Origin of the sequence: Bordetella tumbae (assembly GCF_965139195.1) — a bacterium.
GTDB classification, from domain to species: Bacteria; Pseudomonadota; Gammaproteobacteria; order Burkholderiales; family Burkholderiaceae_B; genus Bordetella_A; species Bordetella_A tumbae.
On record NZ_CBCSJH010000001.1, the window covers coordinates 674152 to 691782 of the forward strand.

Consider the following 17631-nt stretch of genomic DNA (forward strand, 5'->3'; position numbering starts at 1 on the left):
GCTGGGAGAGCCAATGCCGCGTTTGAGACCTCGAGCAAGGATAATCAGGACCATCGGGGACCAGCTCATCAGTGGTCCCGAGGCGGCTCTCATCGAACTGGTAAAGAACGCTTTTGATGCTGACTCGCCCTCCGTACACATCGCGATCGTTCCGCCGGGGGACGGGCGCTGGGAGGGAGATGTAGGTCTTATCACGGTGACGGACGCTGGTCATGGCATGTCGGCCGCAGACTTGGTCGACAAGTGGTTCGAGCCTGCGACCAGCGACAAGGTGGAGCGACGTCTCAGTCCCGGCGGCCGCACTATGCTCGGTGCCAAGGGCGTCGGCCGCTTCGCCACAGCTCGGCTCGGGCGGCTGCTTCATCTCCGGGCTGCTCACAAGGCATCGGGGCGCCGGCTTGAAGTCAGTGAAGTTGAGATCGACTGGAGGCGCTTTGAGCAGTCCAAGTACCTCGACGAGGTGGACATTGACCTGGCTACCAAGCCTGGTGAGCGTGGTGAAGTGCCTGGGGTTACCCTGCAGATCAGGGCACTGAGAGACCTTTGGACGAAGAAGCAACTGGAAGCTCTGGTGCGCGAGCTGCGTCGCATGGTGTCACCCATAACGACCAAGGAAGGGGACTTTCGGATATACCTCGACTTGTCTGGGTTCAAGCATGACGTACACGGCTTCGATGGCCCGCCGCTGGTTTCTGGCACACTTGACCTGATTGAGAGTGGGGATTCTGGCTCGCGGGATCCCACTGAGATCCGGCCGTTCAGCATTGACCGTGTTTTCCATTACATGGTGAAGGGCACGTTCGATGCGAAGGGTCGTTTCAAGGGGTCCTTCGTTAACCAGCGTGGAGACGCCAAACCCCAGTCGATCGATATTCCCGCATCGGAGCTGACTGCGGAAGAAGAACCTTGTGGCAAGGTCAGTCTGAGATTGAACATCTACGATCGCGAAGGCGATGCGATCGTGGAGTTGTTCCAGAAGCTGGGTTTGGGTTCTATCGGCCGCCTTGATGCAAGACGAGTGCTCGATGAGAACATCGGGATAGGCATCTATCGAGGAGGTTTCCGAATCCGTCCCTACGGCGACGCTGAGACTGATTGGCTCGAACTGGAGCGCATGAGGGTCCAGAATCCCTCGCGAAAGCTAGGTCTGAACCAAGTCTGGGGCGTCGTCGAGATTCCTGATGAGAACGCGTCAGGTCTTGTCGAACGGAGCAGCCGGGAAGGTCTTGAACACAATGGCTCATTCGTCCGACTCAAGCGCTTGATAGCCGACGTGCTTGCTCATGTTGAGTCGGTGCGACAGGATTTTCGGCAAAACGCTGGTCTCAGTAGGAAGACGACCGTTGATACCGGTGAAGTCAGAAGCAAGGCTAATTTGCGTGCGACGAGTAGGGTGGTAGCGGGTCTACCACTCAAGTATCGGGAGAAGATCGAACGCGCGATTAAGCAGGACAGTGCTGCATTGAAGACATCGATCGACGAACTTGAGACCTATCAGCAAGCCCTGGCTTCCAGGTCGGCGCTCGGTTTGGTCGTTGCCCAAGTGCTGCATGATGGGCGTCGATTCCTGTCCGACATCTCTACACGTTCCAAGAGGCTCGTCGACGGAGCGCCTCGGCTTGAGGAGCAAAGTGCCTTCGGGAAACACTTTAGAGCTTCATTCGGAAAGGAGGCCGGTTCAATCAGTCAGTCGGCCGGACATCTGAGCAAGCTGTTCAAGTCGCTTGATCCCATTTCAGGGAAAAAGCGTGGACGTCCCAAGGTATTCAGCGTCCAGGAGGTCCTGGATCGATGCGTGGCACTCTTTGGCGATGCGATCACCGACACGGCTGTTGATGTGACCTATGACCTGCCTGAACCGGTCGCGCTGGTTGTCGGCTATGAGTCCGATCTTATGGCTGCGGTTCTCAACATCGTCGACAACGCCGTGCATTGGCTCGGAACGAGCCCTACAAGGCCGAGAAGGTTGGTCTTTTCTGTCAACCAGTCAAAGAAGTACGTCCGTATTTCGATTTCGAACAATGGACCTTTGATCGACGAGCGGTTCCATGCGCGGATGTTCAGCCCTGGCTTTTCCCTAAAGACGGAGGGCTCTGGGATTGGGCTCGCTATTGCCAGGGAAGCAATGCGCGCGAGCAAGGGGGATGTCGCCTTTGACGCTGGGGCCGATCAGACAACTTTCGTGATTGAGATGCAGAGGGCTCCACAGAAATGACATCTACAGTTCCAGAATTGAAGATCCTCGTTGTTGAAGATGAGGACTCGAAGATATGCGAATGGGAGGACGCCATTGCCGCCCATAATGCAGATGAAGAGAACAATGGTTTTCGCATCCAGATGACGACGTCCAAGAATGTCATGGATGCCAAACGGCAACTTGATTTGCATCGGCTTGATGCCGTGGTCGTGGATCTGCGGTTGCAGGTTGAGCCAGGTGTCACTGACAATAACAGTCAGGGCAATGATCTGGTTCGCCACATCATCGAAGTCCAGCCGCTCGGCGTAGTGGTCTATACGGGGCAGCAAGCTGATGCGGACACTGCCAGCTACGATTGCCCGCAGGTCCGTGTCATGGATAAGGCCGATGGCATGGAGCAGGTCTTCACCTGGCTGAGGGAGCACAAGGATGTCTTCCTGCGCTTGAGAGATGCAAAGAGTGCATACAACCGTGAGACGGCCAAGGTGTTCTTTCGTTCTATCTGGCCGCGTTGGCGTCACTGGACCAGTTCGAGCGTAGAGGGATCGAGTCTGTCCGACGTTGTTGCGCGCCATATAGTCGCGCATGTACACGACTCCTTGCTGAATGCAGGCGACGATGCGACCCATCCGGAGGAGGCCTACTTCGTCCCTCCCTTGAAGACGAGACTGGATACAGGTGACCTTGTTCAATACGAGGGAGGCACATGGGTCGTCGTTACCCCGCGCTGTGACTTGGCTCATCGCAGTAAGGTCTCCACGATCCTACTTGCGTCCTGTGACGATATCTCCAATAAGTGGAACGACATGGCTGCCCAAGATAAGGTTGAAAAAGCTGAGAGAGCAATCAAGAAGCTTATACAGCATGAAGGTATGCCCAAACAGCATTTCCTGTATCCGATGCGGGATGAGGCTGGTCAGCCCAGAGGACCATGGATGGTCAAGTTTCACCATTTGAAGGCTATTGCAGCCGAGCAGGCATTCGATGAGTTGACGCCGCTTCGGTTCGCCTCGCTGTCACCGCTGTTCGTTCCTTCCCTAGTGGAGCGCTTCGGAGCTTACTTCAGCCGGATTGGAACCCCAGACTACTCGAGTGATTAGTCTGGAATTGGACTTCCCTAGTCTGCTCTCCGGCTTCTTTATCCGGGCTATCCTGGCGCTGATTGATCCAATCGCCAGCGCCATCACTCGGAGTTTGCTGGACTACTCTTGAGTTGTCCAGCACTCACAAATTGACGGTAAAAGTGTCCTGCTCATTTCACCCTCGCATGTCACATCTCAAGTTCTCGAAAACTGGTTTTTTGACTTGATCGCGACCCGCCTCGTTGAGGTATGTTAACGCTGATTGGCAATACAGTTGCCTGCCGTTGTTGGTCTGCAAATCGCCCGGAATCTCTTGTGACGCAATGCTTTCGCCAGCGCACGGTAAAAACGACGGTAGTAACAAATGTCAGTCGTTTTAAATCTCTTTAATCACAAAGTCTTGCAGGACTCGTTGATGACCGAATGGGCACAGTCCAGGCGGACAGCGGCACCGCTTCAGAGCGGTATCTGCCAATTTCGTGAAGCTCATGTGTTCCTGCATTGGCTCGATCACATTGCGTTCGGAAGTGCCTGTCCGAGTACATTCGCGCACCTGCCCGTCGATAAGATCAGCGACGCACGCGAGATGCGCGTTCAGTGAACAACTGAGCAATGCGGGTATGAGCTGCGTCGATGATCTCGTCTTGGCGGCGCTCGATGTGCTTCCTTAGCCGCGCCGTGCAAGACTTGATGTTGCCGTCCTTCAATGCTTGCACAATCGCCTTGTGGTCATGGTGCGTGGCCCGGCGAGTCGGCGTACCCACATCGATCCAGCGCACGAATTGTATGCGCGCATTGATGTTGTCCAGTAGGCGGCACATCTCAACGTTTCCGGCCAATGCAACGAGGCGCTCGTGAAACTGCTCGTCCTGCGCCACTAACTCTGCTGCCGAACATTCCTCTCTGGTCGCGTCGTCGCCCACCATTGCCGCGAGTGAATCAATTTGCTCAGTACTCGCGCGCGTGGCAGCCAATTGCACCGCCGCTAGTTCAACCGTCAAACGCAATTCGTACAGATCAAAAAGCTCCTTTGGGTCGAGCTCCCTAAAGAAGAAACCTTTCCCAGATACAGAGCGCAAAAAGCCTTCTGTAGTCAGCCGGTTGAGCGCTTCCCGTAACGGAGTACGCGAAACGCGTAGTTCGTTAGCCAGCACGCCTTCGTTCAGGCGTTCGCCAGGAAGAAAGGAGTGGGTGATTGCTTTTGCACGCAGCGCTTCGTAAACCGTTGCACCAATTTTTTCAGGTATTGCGCGATCGTCTACAGCAGAGATAGAGGCGTTCATTCGATCAAAGGGTGAGTCTTCTCGGAAGGGCGGTCGCAAATGCCCCTGGGGTTGGGGGTCGAAAGACACCAGCGTATATCCATTCTAACCCTATTGCGCTTTTTCTGAACTTAGGACAGAATTCAGTCCTGAATACAGAACGATATTCTGTTCAGCAGAATATTTCGACAAATACAGCACGGACTATTAGCACGGAGCCTGCTGGACAGCTCCACAAATGGCGCCGTCTCATTCGGAAGTCTTCTCATGACCATCAAGGGAAAAGCGTGCATCGCGGGCGCCTTCGAACACCCGCTTCGAAAAGCAGAACACCACTCGGTTGCCCAGTTGCATGCCGAATGCGCGCGAGGCGCACTGGCTGATGCGGGGCTTTCCATCAAGGACGTCGATGCTTACTTCTGTGCCGGAGATGTGCCGGGGCTGGGGCCTCTCTCAATGCTGGACTACCTAGGACTGCGGGTGAAGCACCTGGACACCACGGAGACGGGCGGGTCGTCCTACCTCGTCCATGTCGCGCACGCGGCTCAGGCTATCGTGACGGGCAAGTGCAATGTCGCCCTGATTACATTGGCCGGTAAACCACGCACCGATCCGTCAATGGCCAAGCCCCGCGAATATGGCGCCGCCTCGCCGGACGCCGCCTTCGAACAACCTTTCGGCATGAACACCCTAGCCGGTTACGCGCTTGTCGCGCGCCGCCACATGTACGAACACGGGACGACGGCCGAGCAACTGGCCTGGATCAAGGTTGCAGCCTCTACGCATGCACAACACAACCCCCATGCGATGCTGCGGCAGCTCGTGACAGTCGAGGACGTCATCAACTCACCGTTGGTTGCGAACCCACTCCATCGGCTCGACTGCTGTGTGGTTAGCGACGGAGGCGGTGCGCTGGTGGTCACCCGTCCCGAGATTGCGCGTAGCCTGGCGCGCCCAGTGGTGAGCGTGCTTGGCGCGGGCGAAGCGGTGCGCGGCGTTTACAGCGGCTGGGAAGACCTACTGGTCACCGGCGCGGCGCAGTCGGGAGCGCAGGCCTTCACCGAGGCCGGCGTGAAGCCGGCAGACATCCAGTACGCGTCAATCTACGACAGTTTCACTATTACGGTGCTGCTCCAGCTAGAAGATCTGGGCTTTTGCCCCAAGGGCGAAGGTGGGCGCTTTGTGCAGGACGGCAATCTCATCTCCGGCGTTGGCCGGCTTCCCTTCAACACCGACGGCGGAGGACTATGCAACAACCATCCGGCCAATCGCGGCGGAATTACCAAAGTGATCGAGGCGGTACGTCAGTTGCGCGGCGAAGCCCATCCCAATGTGCAAGTGCCCGAATGCGAGATCGCCTTGGCGCAGGGCACGGGCGGCAACCTAGGCGCCCGCCACGGCAGCGCCACACTCATTCTTGGACGGAATTGATCACATGTTTCTCTCAGATGACCGCGAGTGGCCAGCTCCTGCCACCAATCCCGAAAACGAAGCCTTCTTCGTCGCCGCCGCGCAGGGCCGTCTCCTGTACGGTCGTTGCCGCGTCTGCGGGCGCGCTCACTACTACCCTCGCTACAGTTGTCCGCATTGCTTTTCGGCGGAAGTGGATTGGGTCGAAGCCAGCGGCCGGGGTCACATCTATACGTACACCGTGACTGGTGCGGCCTCGGACCGGCAGGTGTTGGCCTTCGTTGAGCTGGAGGAAGGCGTGCGCATGCTCAGCAATATAGTGGATGCGGCACCCGAGGAGGTTGCCGTCGGCGCCTTGGTGCAGGTTGCATTCGGCCGTGCTGGCAGCGTCAGGGTGCCGGTCTTCGTGCTGGAGCAAGTGGGAGAGCGAACGTGAACCTCGATGCTGTCAGTGCCTGGACCCGCACAGTCGTCCACGACTACAGCGCGCGTGACTCGGCGCTCTATGCGCTGGCTGTTGGCGCCGTGTCCGATCCTCTCGACGCACGTCAACTGCAACTGGTGGACGAGACCAACCAGGTGGCCGTTCCTTCCATGGCCGCCGTTATCGCCTCTCCAGGTTTCTGGGCGCGTGATGAGAAGTCGATGGAGATCGATGCCGCGCGCCTCGTCCATGGCGAGCAGCGGATTGCGTTGGAGCGTCCCCTTCCTGCACAGGGCCGCGTCGTTGGTATCTCGCGTGTGTGCCGCATTGTCGATAAGGGGGCGGGAAAGGGTGCACTGATAACAGTGTGCAAAACGCTGCAGTCGGAGAGCGGCGATCGCTACGGGCGCGCTTGGCAACTGTTCTTCTGTCGCGGCGATGGGGGGTTTTCGGCGACCGGGGCAGACGATCTCGTCTTGGGCGACGAACCGCTGCCGGCGCTGGTCGCTTCGCCGGCGCGCGAGCCGGACCTGCGCGTGCAGTACTCCGTGCGTGCCGATGCCGCGTTGCTGTATCGGCTTTGCGGCGACAACAATCGACTGCATATCGACCCGCAGGCGGCGCAGCAGGCAGGCTTTCCCGGACCCATCCTGCATGGGCTAGCGACCTATGGCTTCGCGACCATGGCGGCCATCCGGGCCTTCGCCGCGAGCGACGCACAACGGCTGACCGGTCTGGACGCACGCTTTTCGGCGCCGGTCTACCCGACCGAGGAGATCGAATTCCGAATGTGGGACGAGGGTAGCCACGTGGCACTCGAGGGCCACGTGGTTGCGCGTGGCGTCGTGGTGATCAGCCACGCGCAGGCGCGTTTTAAATGATTAAAGGTGAATTCATGAACGAATCCATGTTAGGCAAGGTAGCTGTGGTCACAGGAGCCGGAGGCGGTATCGGCCGCGACATCGCACTTCAGTTGGCGCAAGCTGGCGCGCGCGTGGTGGTTAACGACATCGGTGTGTCACTCAGTGGCGAGGGAAGTGATGCAGGGCCGGCAGCGGCGGTGGTGGCGGAAATCTGCGCTGCGGGCGGCGATGCTGTCGCCAATACGGACTCCATTGCCACGCGCGAAGGCGCGCAACGCCTGATCCAACAGGCGGTCGACAGCTTCGGTCGAATCGACTGCGTCGTCAACAATGCCGGTATTCTGCGAGACCGCTTCTTCCATAAGATGAGCGAAGAAGAATGGGACGCCGTCATGAAGGTGCATTTGTACGGCTCCTTCTATACCAGCAGAGCAGCAGCTGGGTTCTTCAAGGAGCAGGGCGGAGGGTCCTTCGTCCACATGACGTCGACTTCGGGGCTAGTTGGCAACCGCGCGCAGGCCAACTATGCGGCTGCCAAGATGGGCATCGTTGGTCTATCGCGCACAATCGCCATTGATCTGCAGCGTTCGGGAGTGCGCTCCAACTGCATCGCACCGTTCGCCTGGGGACGCATGGTCGCGTCAGTGCCCATCACGACCGACGCCCAGAGGTTGGCAGCCGAGCGCAAGCAGCAATTGATGACCCCGGCCAAAGTTGCGCCCCTAGCGGTCTTTCTGGCCAGTGACTTGGCCGCGGATGTCAATGGCCAGGTGTTCGCCGTACGTGGCAACGAAATCATGCTCATGAGCCAGCCGCGCCCGGTCAAGTCCGTACACCAGTCCGAAGGCTGGACGGTGCAAAGCATCGCCGAGCATGCGCTGCCAGCGGTGCGCAGCGCGCTCACGCCACTAGAGGAGACGGTGGACGTCTTCAACTGGCCGCCCATCTAAGCATCGGCGTAATGCTACCGGTTGGGGTACCTGCGACATAGCGATGCCACTGTGTCGCGAATGGCGGTGTGCCTTGTCCCCTCTTTGAGTCGAAATAGTCATAATTGGAGATAACGTGGACCTGACATATAGCCCGCAGGACCTGGCATTCCGCGATACCGTGGTGGCATGGCTGCAGCAGAATTTGCCAGAGGATCTACGAGACAAGGTGCTCAATCACAGGCGGCTGAGTCGTGAGGATTTCGTGCGTTGGCACAGAATCGTGGCCGCTCAAGGATGGGTGGGGAGCAGTTGGCCAGTTGATTACGGTGGAACCGGTTGGACAGCAGTGCAGCGCCACATCTGGGACGAGGCGTGCGCTGTGGCCGGTGCTCCGATCATCATGCCTTTTGGCGTCAACATGGTGGCGCCAGTCATCATGGCCTTCGGCAGTGAAGCGCAGAAGCGCCATTACCTGCCGCGTATTCTGAACTGCGACGACTGGTGGTGTCAGGGCTATTCGGAGCCGGATGCTGGCTCCGACCTGGCTGCGGTTAAGACCCGCGCCGAACGCATCGGCGATCACTACGTCGTGAATGGCCAGAAGACTTGGACGACGTGGGCGCAGTACGCCAACATGATCTTCTGCCTTGTGCGTACCGATTCGAAGGCGCGCAAGCAGGAAGGAATTTCCTTCTTGTTGATCGACATGAACAGCCCCGGCATCACGGTGCGACCCATCATTATGCTCGATGAGGAGCACGAGGTTAACGAAGTGTTCTTCGATAACGTCCGGGTGCCGGTGGACAATTTGATCGGCGAGGAGAACCGGGGGTGGACCTATGCCAAGTACCTCCTGGGACATGAACGCACCAACATCGCCGCCGTTGGGCGCTCCAAGCGAGAGTTGCGGTTGCTCAAACGGTTGGCACACAAGCAGCGCAAGAATGGTGAGTCGTTGATGAGGGATCCGGTGTTCGCCACCAAGGTGGCCTCCTTGGAGATCGAGTTGATGGCGCTTGAAATGCTCGTACAGAAGACCATCTCTCAGGAGAGTCACCGGACGTCGCCGGCTCCGGAGGCTTCCATGTTGAAGATCAAGGGTAGTGAGATCCAACTGGCTATCACCGAGCTGATGCTCGAGGCGGTGGGGCCCTATGGTGCACCCTTTGATCCTGCGTTCCTCGCCGGGGAACGAGCACACTGCATCACGCAGAACGATGACGCGGCGCCCCTCGCGTCGCTGTACCTAAACCATCGAAAGATCGCGATCTACGGCGGCTCTAACGAAATCCAGAAGAACGTCGTCGCCAAGCTCGTACTGGGCCTGTAAGGAGAGTCATCATGAACTTCGACTATACGCAGGAACAACAACAATTCGCCGACGCGCTACGCCGCTGGATTGAAAAGGACTACGGCTTCGAGCAGCGCCGCACTACCATCCATGGCGAGCTCGGCACATCCGAAAAAGCGTGGCGCGCGCTGGCCGAACTCGGCGCTATGGCATTGGCCTTGCCGTCGTCCGTGGGCGGATTCGACGGCAGCGCCGTGGACATGTTGATCGTGATGGAGGAGCTAGGGCGCGGTCTGGTGGTCGAGCCTTGCTTCTCAACGGCGATGGGCGCGGAGATCCTCAAACTGTCGGGCGGACATGACGCGCGGCTGGAAGAGGTCGCGGCAGGCCGGCTCAAGCTGGCTTGCGCACTAGGAGAACGGCAATCTAGGCACGACCTGTTCGACATCGCGACAACTGCTAGGGCGAGCGAGGGCGACTACGTGCTCGACGGCATGAAAACGGTCGTGACACATGGCGCGCAAGCCGACCACCTAATTGTGTCTGTCCGCACTTCGGGCGCGCAGCGTGAAACGAGCGGCATCTCCCTTTTTCTACTGCCGACCGACACGCCTGGTGTCTCCATGCGCGAATACCGAACCATCGACGGCATGCGCGCGGCCGACGTCGAACTATCGAATGTCCGCTTGCCGGCGTCGCTCTTGCTATGCCCCGAAGGCGCTGGATGGGAGCTTCTGGAGGCCGGGACTGACTACGGCATCGTGCTGTTGTGCGGTGAAGCCCTCGGGGCCATGGGTTCCCTGAACGCTGCGACGCTCGCGTACTTGAAAACGCGTCAGCAGTTCGGTGTGCCAATTGGCAGCTTTCAGGTATTGCAGCACCGCATGGTAGACATGGCTATCCATCTGGCCCAGGCGCGCGCCATCGCCACGCTGGCAGCAGCGAAGCTGTCGGCTGCCACCGATGCGCAGAATCGTAGGCGGATGGCATCAGCCGCGAAGGCGCGTGTCGGGCAGGCCCTGAAGTTCATCGCTCAGCAAGCTGTGCAGTTGCATGGCGGGATGGGGCTTTCGGACGAACTGCCCGTCGCCCACTACGTCAAGAGGCTTACGGTAATCGAACTGATGTTGGGGGACACGGACCATCACCTGGCCCGGTTCTCTGCGCAGCCTTTTTTTGACGATAGCGCCGTGACTTGAACTGGTATGGGCTCATTTCCTTCCCCACGGTAACCGACTGGTTTCCTTGTTCGATACAGCAAAGGAGTCATCATGAAGCGTCGCATTTTTTCCTCGTGTTGCAGGAGTCTCATTATTGCTGCTGCGCTGACATCAGCGGGTACCTTGGCTGTCGCACAATCCGACTTTCCCACTAGGCCTATCAAGCTTATCGTGCCAACCAACCCGGGAGGCAGCATTGACACGATCACGCGAATCCTCGGTGACGAACTCACCAAGGAGTTCAAGCAGCCAGTCGTTGTGGAGAACAGGACCGGTGCAGGCGGAATGATCGCTGCTACAACCGTGTCGCAAGCGGAACCCGATGGGTATACGCTGCTTGTCACGCACACGGGCGTCCTGCAGGCCGATCTGCTGCACAAGAAGCCATCCTACCGGTTGAGCGATCTCGCTCCTGTTGCAGAAGTGTCTAATACGCCGGTCGTGTTCGGGGTGGGCAGCAACGTGCCGGTGACCGATTTGAACTCGTTCGTCGCACTTGCGAAGACGGAGCCTGAGACGCTGAGCTACGGTTCTTACGGAAAAGGGACTTCGGCGCACATCTGGGCAGAGCAGTTCTCCCAGCATGCCGGAATCAAACTGCTGCACGTTCCCTATAGCGGGGAGATGCCTGCGTTGCAGGACGTTCTCGCAGGCCGCGTCACAAGCGGTTGGGGCGCCGTCGGCACATACAAGCAGTATGCCGATGCCGACAAGATTCGCATACTTGCTGTGGCGAACCCCACGCGGTCAGTTCTGCTTCCAAACGTGCCCACCTTTATCGAAGCTGGCTTCCCCGAAATGAATGCCAGCGGATGGTGTGGCGTCTTCGCCCCTGTTGGCACCCCTAAAGCTATCGTGGCGCAGCTATCGCGAGCTATCACCAGAGCCGTGCAGCGTCAGGATATTGCGCAGCGTATTTTGGCGACCGGACAGGAGCCGACCGGAGCCGATGAAGAAGCCTTCGGCAAGCGCGTGGCCCACGACCGGCAAACCTGGGCTAAGGCGATCGCCGATTTCAATATCGCCCTCGATTGACCGCCTTCCAATGAATGTGGAGAAGGTTCCATGACGAAACCGAAAAATATCCGTGCTTGGCCTCAGCATCTTCCGTATCAGTTGACGACGCCAGCCACGAACCTTTACTTCAACTTGGTCGTATCGGCGACCCGCTTCCCCGAAAAAACGGTCTTAATAGACGCGTTTGGCTCCTTGACGTACCGTGAGCTGCTCTGTCAGGTTGACTGGGTGGCAGGCTTCCTGGAACAAGACCTGGGCGTCCAAGGCGCGGAGCGGGTCATGGTGTACATGCAGAACTGCCGCGAGTTCATCATCGCCTACTACGCGATCCTGCGCGTCGGCGCCGCGCTGGTACCCGTGAATCCGATGAACAAGCGTGGGGAGATCGGGCACTATCGAGCCGACAGCGAGGCGCGTGTCGCCTTCTGTAGCAAGGAGAACCTGGACGAACTGTTGGCCATGGACGGCGCCGCAGATCTTGTGGCGGTGATTGTCGCCAACAGACAGGCGTCGACGGGCGACACCCCAGCTCGACTGCCGCCCGCTGCGGCGCCAGCAGTGTATGACTTCGAGTCTGCCATGACGGCCAGGCGCGTGCCAAGCTATCCTGTCGCGCATGACCCTGCACAATTGGCGGTGATCCTCTACAGCTCGGGGACCACCGGCAGTCCCAAAGGTTGCATGCATACGCATCAATCGATGATGGCGAGCACCAACACAGTGGCGCATTGGATGGGCATGCAGTCGGAAACGGTAGTCTTGGCGGCGCTACCTTTCTTTCATATCACGGGCATGCAGAACATGATGAACGTTCCTATTTACGTTGGCGGGACGCTGGTCCTTCTGCAGCGCTGGAATCGGGACGCTGCCGCCGAACTGATTGCTAGGCACAGGGTGACGCATTGGAATACGATGCCGACCATGCTTATTGACTTCCTGGCAAGTCCGCAGATCGCCAACTATGATCTGCGCTCGCTTAGACGTCTTGGCGGCGGCGGGGCCGGCATGCCCCAAGCGGTGGGGGAACGCATCAAGGCGCTGATGGGAGTCGATTTTCTGGAAGGCTACGGCCTCTCCGAGGGCATGCCCTTTATGGGCAACCCGGCGGCGCACTTTAAGCATCAATGCTTGGGTGTACCTCTCTTCGACACGGATGCGCGCATTGTGGATCCCGAGAGCCTACGTGAGCTTCCGCAAGGGGAGGTGGGCGAGATCGTCATTTCCAGCGATAAGATGTTCAATGGCTACTGGCAAAACGAACGGGCGACGCGCGAAGCATTCATTGAGCTGGACGGGGAACGCTTCTTTCGCAGTGGCGATCTAGGCTATGTGGACGAGGATGGCTATTTTTTCATCGTCGACCGGCTCAAGCGCATGGTCAATGCGTCCGGCTACAAGGTATGGCCGACGGAAATCGAGGCATTGCTTTACGAGCATCCGGATGTGCGCGAAGCGTGCGTGATAGCTGCCAGCGATGCGTATCGGGGCGAGACGGTGAAGGCGGTGATAGTGCTGGATGAAGCAGCAAAGGAGCGTGTATCGGCTGCGGACATAATCCTTTGGTGTAAGGCGAGGATGGCAGCCTACAAATACCCCCGGCTGGTGGATTTCGTGGACGAGCTCCCAAAATTGGCCACTGGGAAGATTGCATGGAGGCAACTTCAGGAGGCCGAGCGAGCCAAGGATCGAGCCGCGGCTGTGCAGATTGACGGCCCTGCCATATCCAATCGCGCAGTGTCTGTAGAACCATCCGATTAACGGCCTGCATTCTTCGGATCAGGGCTCCGAAATGGAAAAGGGTTGCCAAAATAGGCAACCCGATCTCCTTGGCGCGAAGTTAACCGCCAGCCTGCAAAAGGCTTACCAAATCCACTGTAGGCATTACATCGGCGTACTTGCTTGCCATGTCGAACAAGTTCACCGCGTGAGATATCTGCGACCGATCATAAACGGCGTCCTGGGGTACCACCACCTTATAGTTCAGTGCGCAAGCATCAACCACGGTGGCCCTGACACAACCGCTGGTTGTGCAGCCCGTGACTACCACCGTGTCCACGCCAAGGCCAACTAGGTAGCTTGCAAGTGCAGTACCGTGAAAGGCGCTTGCCTGGTGTTTTGGAATCTGGATGTCGCCTTCCTGTGGACTGACTTCTTTGACGAAGTCATAGTCAGGCGCCGACACGTTCATGACGCCGGGTACCTTGGCTTCGAACTGGCCACGATCGTGGGATCGTTTCGGGGCGACATGCGGATACAGCACGGGTGCGCCTATTCTTCGGAACTCGGCTAACAGTTGGGCGATATGTGGTACGGCGCGCCAGCCGTGCTCACCGCAACTGGTAGGCATGGTCTTGATGGCCTGCTCAATCGGCATAGGCTCGTAACCCATCGAACGATATTGCACATCGATAACCAGCAGTGCGGGGCGCTGGCCTATACCGGTCTGCGCTCCCCAGCCTGCCTTCCGGTATATGTTGAGCTCCTCGTCTGGGATGACCCCATCCCAGGGGCGTACACGTTGTCCCTGAACTTCATTCATGGTGTCAGATCTCCACAGAGGTAGCGTCGTACTGAAGCAGCCAGTCGTAGCGCTCACTGACGGCCTGCTCTGACCAGTGCTTATGGATGTACGGCCAAGCGGTGGCGCTTTCCGCCAGATCGGGGCTATGGAATATGCCGAACATGTTCAGCGACTCGGCCTTGGTGCGGTTGGCGCGGTCGATCCGGGCGCGATCGTATCTTTGCAGCGCTTCGGGAATATTGTCCGCATTTTGCTCCAGGCAACGTGACAGAACGAAAGCATCCTCCATGGTCAGGTTCACCCCCATCCCCAGGTAGGGTGTCATGGAATGGCAGGCATCCCCAACCAGGGTCACATGCCCCTTCGACCATGATTCAAGCGGATCACGGACGAACAAACCCCAGCGGAACAGGTTTTCCGATCCGACGAACAGATCGATGATGTCCTGGTGCCAGCCCGCGAAATCGTTCAGTGCATCGGCGAGATCGCCTTTCTCGGACCATGACTCGGTGTGCCAAGTATCGCTATCGACCTGGGCCGAGAAACTGACAAACATTTCGCCATCGCGCTGGACCGGGTACGTGGTGACATGCGCTGTGGGCCCTACCCATGTGGAGGCCAGGGCCTCGCGGTGCTGCGGTTTCAGGTTTCTCATCGGCGCCAACCCGCGCCAGGCCAGCGCACCGGTATAGCGGGCGGGCGCGGGACCGAACATCGACTGACGGACCCGGGAGTGCGCGCCATCGCAGCCGACGACCACATCGCCATCTACATGGCGGCCATCGTCGAGCAGCAGCCGGGCGCGCCCATTGACGGTTTCAGCGCCGAGCGAGCGAGCCCCAAAATGAACCGCATCTGGCTTGATGCTGATAACCGCTTCATACAGTACGCGCTGCAGTTCTGCCCGCAACACTTGAATCAGCGTATGGTCTGCCTTGGACGTACTGGCTTGCCGGTGGTAGACTGATTTTCCCTCACCGGTCCTCCAGTACCGGATAAGCCGGTCCTTCGGCGGAAGATTGATGCGCTGCAGTGTTTCGGTCAGGCCAAGCGCCGCCATGACCCGCGCGCCATTCGCGGAGATCCACAATCCCGCGCCTACCTCGCGCAACTCGGACGACTGCTCATAGATGTCGACGTCGAACCCTTTTTTCAACAAAGCGATTGCGAGGGTGAGCCCTCCCATTCCGGCACCCGCAATAATCACGTGCGGCCGAGGGCGAGTGTTTTTAGAATCAGACATTGGTTCCTCTATTGGTAATGCGATGGGTTTTGGATGAGGTCCATGACGGCCTCAAGAATCTTGACGTAGCCGGTACATCTGCAAATGTTGCCGCGCAGATAATGGCGTACGGTCTCTTCGGATGGTTTCTTGTGGCGCTCCAACATCGCCTTGACAGACAGGATCATCCCCGGCGTGCAGAACCCGCACTGCAATGCACCGTGCGCGATGAATGCGCGCTGGACGGGATCCAGCTCTTTGCCATTCGCCAGCCCCTCGATGGTCCTCACGTCGCGTTCGTGCGCATCGGCACATAGCGTGGTGCAACTAGAGGTAGGGTTCCCGTCGACAAGAACCGTGCAAGCGCCACAGACCTGGACGTCACACGATCGCTTGGTTCCCTTCAGCTGCAAGCGATCACGCAGCACATCGATCAACATCTCGCACGGTTCGACGTCCACGGAAGTGGCTTTGCCGTTGAGGTTGAAATCCACGCGCATCATGGGAAATTCGTATTCGGTCTGGCTCATGGCAAGCACGCTTTAAGAGCCCGTTCGGCAAGAACGGATACAAGATGACGTTTGTAGTCGGCGCCGCCGTGGAGGTCGTCATGGGCGTCGATGTCTTCGGCATCTTCGGCCACGGCAAGCTGCAGGTGATTCCATATCTCGTCGGCGTGCAGGTCGGGGGAGAGGCCGGCCGCCACTTGCTCCGCGCGCCCCAGCCGAGTAGGCTTGGCGGATATCGCACCGGCCCACAGGCTCAGGCGTTGCGGGTTGTCTATGGACCAGACGGCGGCCACCCCCACGGCGGGCCGCTCGGTATGCCCGAACGCCCGGTAAGCCGACCGGGTGCCCGATGACTGAGGCGCGATATCGATCGACGTCAGTATCTCGTCTTCTTTGCGGGCCGTTGCGAACTCGCCAAGATGAAAATCCCTGGACATGACTTCGCGTTGCCCCTCCGGGCCAGCCAGGACCAGCCAGGCGTCCAGAGCACAGAGCATGGTCGGCGCGTCGGCGTGGGGCTCGGCAAAGCAAAGCACACCTCCCAGGGTACCCGCGATCCGGACTCGGATATTGGCAACATGCTCGCTCAGCTCGGCATACCCTGGCAGCGACTCGCGCACGATCGGGTCATTCGCGATCTTGTCGTGCGTAGTCAGCGACCCGATTGCTATCGTACCGTCGCTTCTTAGCCGCACGCCTTTTAGCTCATCAATCTGCTTGAGATCTATTACATGCTCGTAACGCAAGACATGGGCTTTCAATGCGACCAGCAGCTCTGTCCCGCCAGCATGGAACGTGGCGGCGTCGCCGTACTGCTTCTTCAGCGCAATGGCTTCTTCGAGACTGCCAGGCCGGTGCAGAAAGAATTTCTTGGCACGCATTCAGCCACCTCGCTTGCCCAGGCTCGCAGCCGCGCCCAGCAAAGGAGCGACCAGCCACCACCACGGCGATTGGCCAAATGCGACCGCGCCGTGTGCGACTCCGACGGCGACGGCTACGTTGACACCCAGCCTTGGCCAAAGAAAAACCAGTTCGGTGCGGCCCTTTTCAGGTGAAGCCGGCGCAGGCGAGAAATGCCTGGGCTCCTGTTGTCGTGCCGCGGTGCCGGAAGGCGGGGCCTCGATCTGCACTGCAGATTCGGCGGCATGCGGCTTTCTGTCTGGTGCCGGCTTGCCCGGTGCACTGGGCTGCGGTTCCGGCGCTACGGCTCGGACGCCATCCAGGTTCGACAGTTCGGCCCGCAAGCGTTGCTCGAACTCGGCGAAAAGTTGCTCTGAACGCTTGCGCACAATCGGGTAGCCCAGGGATGCAAGACGGCCTGCGACCTGCATGCTGGCGTTGACGTCGAGCTTGCACAGCACATTCTTGCCGTCGCGCTGTTCCTCGAGATTGACAACCATGCCTACGTCGATGGTCGTGCCCGTAGCCTTATCCTTGCCGGCAGCCTTCAGGGAAACCTGCCGCTCTATATCGTAGGACTCGATAATGATGCGGGTCGGCACTTCCAGCTTGAAAGGCCCGATCTTCTGCCGCATGACCGCGGCGAACTCTTTGAGTTTTTCTACCTCGGCAACGTCCTCGCAACCCGGAATGAGGGTAGCAACCCGCTGTACATCGAAGAAGATGGCCCACAGTTGTGCAGCAGTGGCCGGTAATAGTGCGTCGATTCTGAAATCCATGG

The 17631-nt window shown here is 58.8% G+C and carries 16 protein-coding genes; 10 read left to right on the plus strand and 6 right to left on the minus strand.

All coding sequences use genetic code 11. From position 1 onward, the window contains the following. The first annotated feature begins 13 nt into the window (after nt 1–13). The gene (locus ACNA0J_RS03230; RefSeq protein WP_415816310.1) at nt 14–2215 is read left to right on the plus strand and encodes a sensor histidine kinase; all 2202 of its coding nucleotides are present in this window, start codon (nt 14–16) and stop codon (nt 2213–2215) included. Continuing rightward, on the plus strand, nt 2212–3297 hold the full coding sequence (locus ACNA0J_RS03235) for a DNA-binding transcriptional response regulator (protein WP_415816312.1): 1086 nt from the start codon (nt 2212–2214) through the stop codon (nt 3295–3297). Before ACNA0J_RS03230 ends, ACNA0J_RS03235 begins: the two co-directional genes overlap by 4 nt. A gap of 551 nt (nt 3298–3848) precedes the next feature. Here ACNA0J_RS03235 and ACNA0J_RS03240 read toward each other — a convergent pair. Next, complete coding sequence (locus ACNA0J_RS03240) at nt 3849–4562, minus strand: GntR family transcriptional regulator (RefSeq protein ID WP_415816314.1); 714 nt, start codon at nt 4560–4562, stop codon at nt 3849–3851. Nucleotides 4563–4808: 246 nt separating this feature from the next. Here ACNA0J_RS03240 and ACNA0J_RS03245 point away from each other — a divergent pair, with 246 nt between their 5' ends. The 8 genes from ACNA0J_RS03245 (at nt 4809) to ACNA0J_RS03280 (ending at nt 13456) form a co-directional block, all read left to right on the plus strand. Next, nucleotides 4809–5972, plus strand: a complete 1164-nt coding sequence (locus ACNA0J_RS03245; protein ID WP_415816316.1) for a thiolase domain-containing protein — start codon at nt 4809–4811, stop codon at nt 5970–5972. Nucleotides 5973–5976: 4 nt separating this feature from the next. Then, nucleotides 5977–6387 (plus strand): Zn-ribbon domain-containing OB-fold protein, encoded by a 411-nt coding sequence (locus ACNA0J_RS03250; protein ID WP_415816318.1) that lies wholly within the window; start codon nt 5977–5979, stop codon nt 6385–6387. After that, a complete protein-coding gene (locus tag ACNA0J_RS03255; RefSeq protein WP_415816320.1) occupies nt 6384–7256 on the plus strand; it encodes a MaoC family dehydratase in 873 nt (290 codons plus the stop codon). The genes ACNA0J_RS03250 and ACNA0J_RS03255 overlap by 4 nt, the downstream gene beginning before the upstream one ends. Nucleotides 7257–7270: 14 nt before the next feature. Beyond that, the gene (locus tag ACNA0J_RS03260; RefSeq protein ID WP_415816322.1) at nt 7271–8188 is read left to right on the plus strand and encodes an SDR family NAD(P)-dependent oxidoreductase; all 918 of its coding nucleotides are present in this window, start codon (nt 7271–7273) and stop codon (nt 8186–8188) included. Nucleotides 8189–8303: 115 nt separating this feature from the next. After that, nucleotides 8304–9500: an acyl-CoA dehydrogenase family protein gene (locus ACNA0J_RS03265; protein WP_415816324.1), complete on the plus strand. Its 1197-nt coding sequence runs from the start codon at nt 8304–8306 to the stop codon at nt 9498–9500. 11 nt (nt 9501–9511) lie between these two features. After that, nucleotides 9512–10660 carry an acyl-CoA dehydrogenase family protein gene (locus ACNA0J_RS03270; protein WP_415816326.1) on the plus strand — a complete coding sequence of 383 codons (1149 nt, stop codon included), beginning with the start codon at nt 9512–9514 and terminating at the stop codon, nt 10658–10660. A gap of 72 nt (nt 10661–10732) precedes the next feature. Beyond that, nucleotides 10733–11716: a Bug family tripartite tricarboxylate transporter substrate binding protein gene (locus ACNA0J_RS03275; RefSeq protein WP_415816328.1), complete on the plus strand. Its 984-nt coding sequence runs from the start codon at nt 10733–10735 to the stop codon at nt 11714–11716. 30 nt (nt 11717–11746) lie between these two features. Next, nucleotides 11747–13456, plus strand: a complete 1710-nt coding sequence (locus tag ACNA0J_RS03280; RefSeq protein WP_415816330.1) for a long-chain-fatty-acid--CoA ligase — start codon at nt 11747–11749, stop codon at nt 13454–13456. Nucleotides 13457–13535: 79 nt separating this feature from the next. Here the strand turns inward: ACNA0J_RS03280 and ACNA0J_RS03285 are convergent, their stop codons facing one another. From ACNA0J_RS03285 to ACNA0J_RS03305, 5 genes are read right to left on the minus strand one after another with little or no spacing between them, the layout of a single operon-like run. Further along, a complete protein-coding gene (locus ACNA0J_RS03285; RefSeq protein WP_415816332.1) occupies nt 13536–14237 on the minus strand; it encodes an isochorismatase family protein in 702 nt (233 codons plus the stop codon). Between the two features lie 4 nt (nt 14238–14241). Next, complete coding sequence (locus tag ACNA0J_RS03290) at nt 14242–15462, minus strand: FAD-dependent oxidoreductase (RefSeq protein ID WP_415816334.1); 1221 nt, start codon at nt 15460–15462, stop codon at nt 14242–14244. An 8-nt stretch (nt 15463–15470) separates the two neighbouring features. Further along, nucleotides 15471–15971, minus strand: a complete 501-nt coding sequence (locus ACNA0J_RS03295) for a (2Fe-2S)-binding protein (protein WP_415816336.1) — start codon at nt 15969–15971, stop codon at nt 15471–15473. Further along, a complete protein-coding gene (locus tag ACNA0J_RS03300) occupies nt 15968–16831 on the minus strand; it encodes an FAD binding domain-containing protein (protein ID WP_415816338.1) in 864 nt (287 codons plus the stop codon). Before ACNA0J_RS03300 ends, ACNA0J_RS03295 begins: the two co-directional genes overlap by 4 nt. Further along, the gene (locus ACNA0J_RS03305) at nt 16832–17629 is read right to left on the minus strand and encodes a CoxG family protein (protein ID WP_415816340.1); all 798 of its coding nucleotides are present in this window, start codon (nt 17627–17629) and stop codon (nt 16832–16834) included. Nucleotides 17630–17631: the final 2 nt, after the last annotated feature.

Bases quoted from the DNA above. Each gene is read 5' to 3' on its own strand.
- ACNA0J_RS03230 (WP_415816310.1), top strand. From the start codon at position 14: ATGCCGCGTTTGAGACCTCGAGCAAGGATAATCAGGACCATCGGGGAC.
- ACNA0J_RS03235 (WP_415816312.1), top strand. From the start codon at position 2,212: ATGACATCTACAGTTCCAGAATTGAAGATCCTCGTTGTTGAAGATGAG.
- ACNA0J_RS03240 (WP_415816314.1), bottom strand. From the start codon at position 4,562: ATGAACGCCTCTATCTCTGCTGTAGACGATCGCGCAATACCTGAAAAA.
- ACNA0J_RS03245 (WP_415816316.1), top strand. From the start codon at position 4,809: ATGACCATCAAGGGAAAAGCGTGCATCGCGGGCGCCTTCGAACACCCG.
- ACNA0J_RS03250 (WP_415816318.1), top strand. From the start codon at position 5,977: ATGTTTCTCTCAGATGACCGCGAGTGGCCAGCTCCTGCCACCAATCCC.
- ACNA0J_RS03260 (WP_415816322.1), top strand. From the start codon at position 7,271: ATGAACGAATCCATGTTAGGCAAGGTAGCTGTGGTCACAGGAGCCGGA.
- ACNA0J_RS03270 (WP_415816326.1), top strand. From the start codon at position 9,512: ATGAACTTCGACTATACGCAGGAACAACAACAATTCGCCGACGCGCTA.
- ACNA0J_RS03275 (WP_415816328.1), top strand. From the start codon at position 10,733: ATGAAGCGTCGCATTTTTTCCTCGTGTTGCAGGAGTCTCATTATTGCT.
- ACNA0J_RS03280 (WP_415816330.1), top strand. From the start codon at position 11,747: ATGACGAAACCGAAAAATATCCGTGCTTGGCCTCAGCATCTTCCGTAT.
- ACNA0J_RS03285 (WP_415816332.1), bottom strand. From the start codon at position 14,237: ATGAATGAAGTTCAGGGACAACGTGTACGCCCCTGGGATGGGGTCATC.
- ACNA0J_RS03290 (WP_415816334.1), bottom strand. From the start codon at position 15,462: ATGTCTGATTCTAAAAACACTCGCCCTCGGCCGCACGTGATTATTGCG.
- ACNA0J_RS03295 (WP_415816336.1), bottom strand. From the start codon at position 15,971: ATGAGCCAGACCGAATACGAATTTCCCATGATGCGCGTGGATTTCAAC.
- ACNA0J_RS03300 (WP_415816338.1), bottom strand. From the start codon at position 16,831: ATGCGTGCCAAGAAATTCTTTCTGCACCGGCCTGGCAGTCTCGAAGAA.
- ACNA0J_RS03305 (WP_415816340.1), bottom strand. From the start codon at position 17,629: ATGGATTTCAGAATCGACGCACTATTACCGGCCACTGCTGCACAACTG.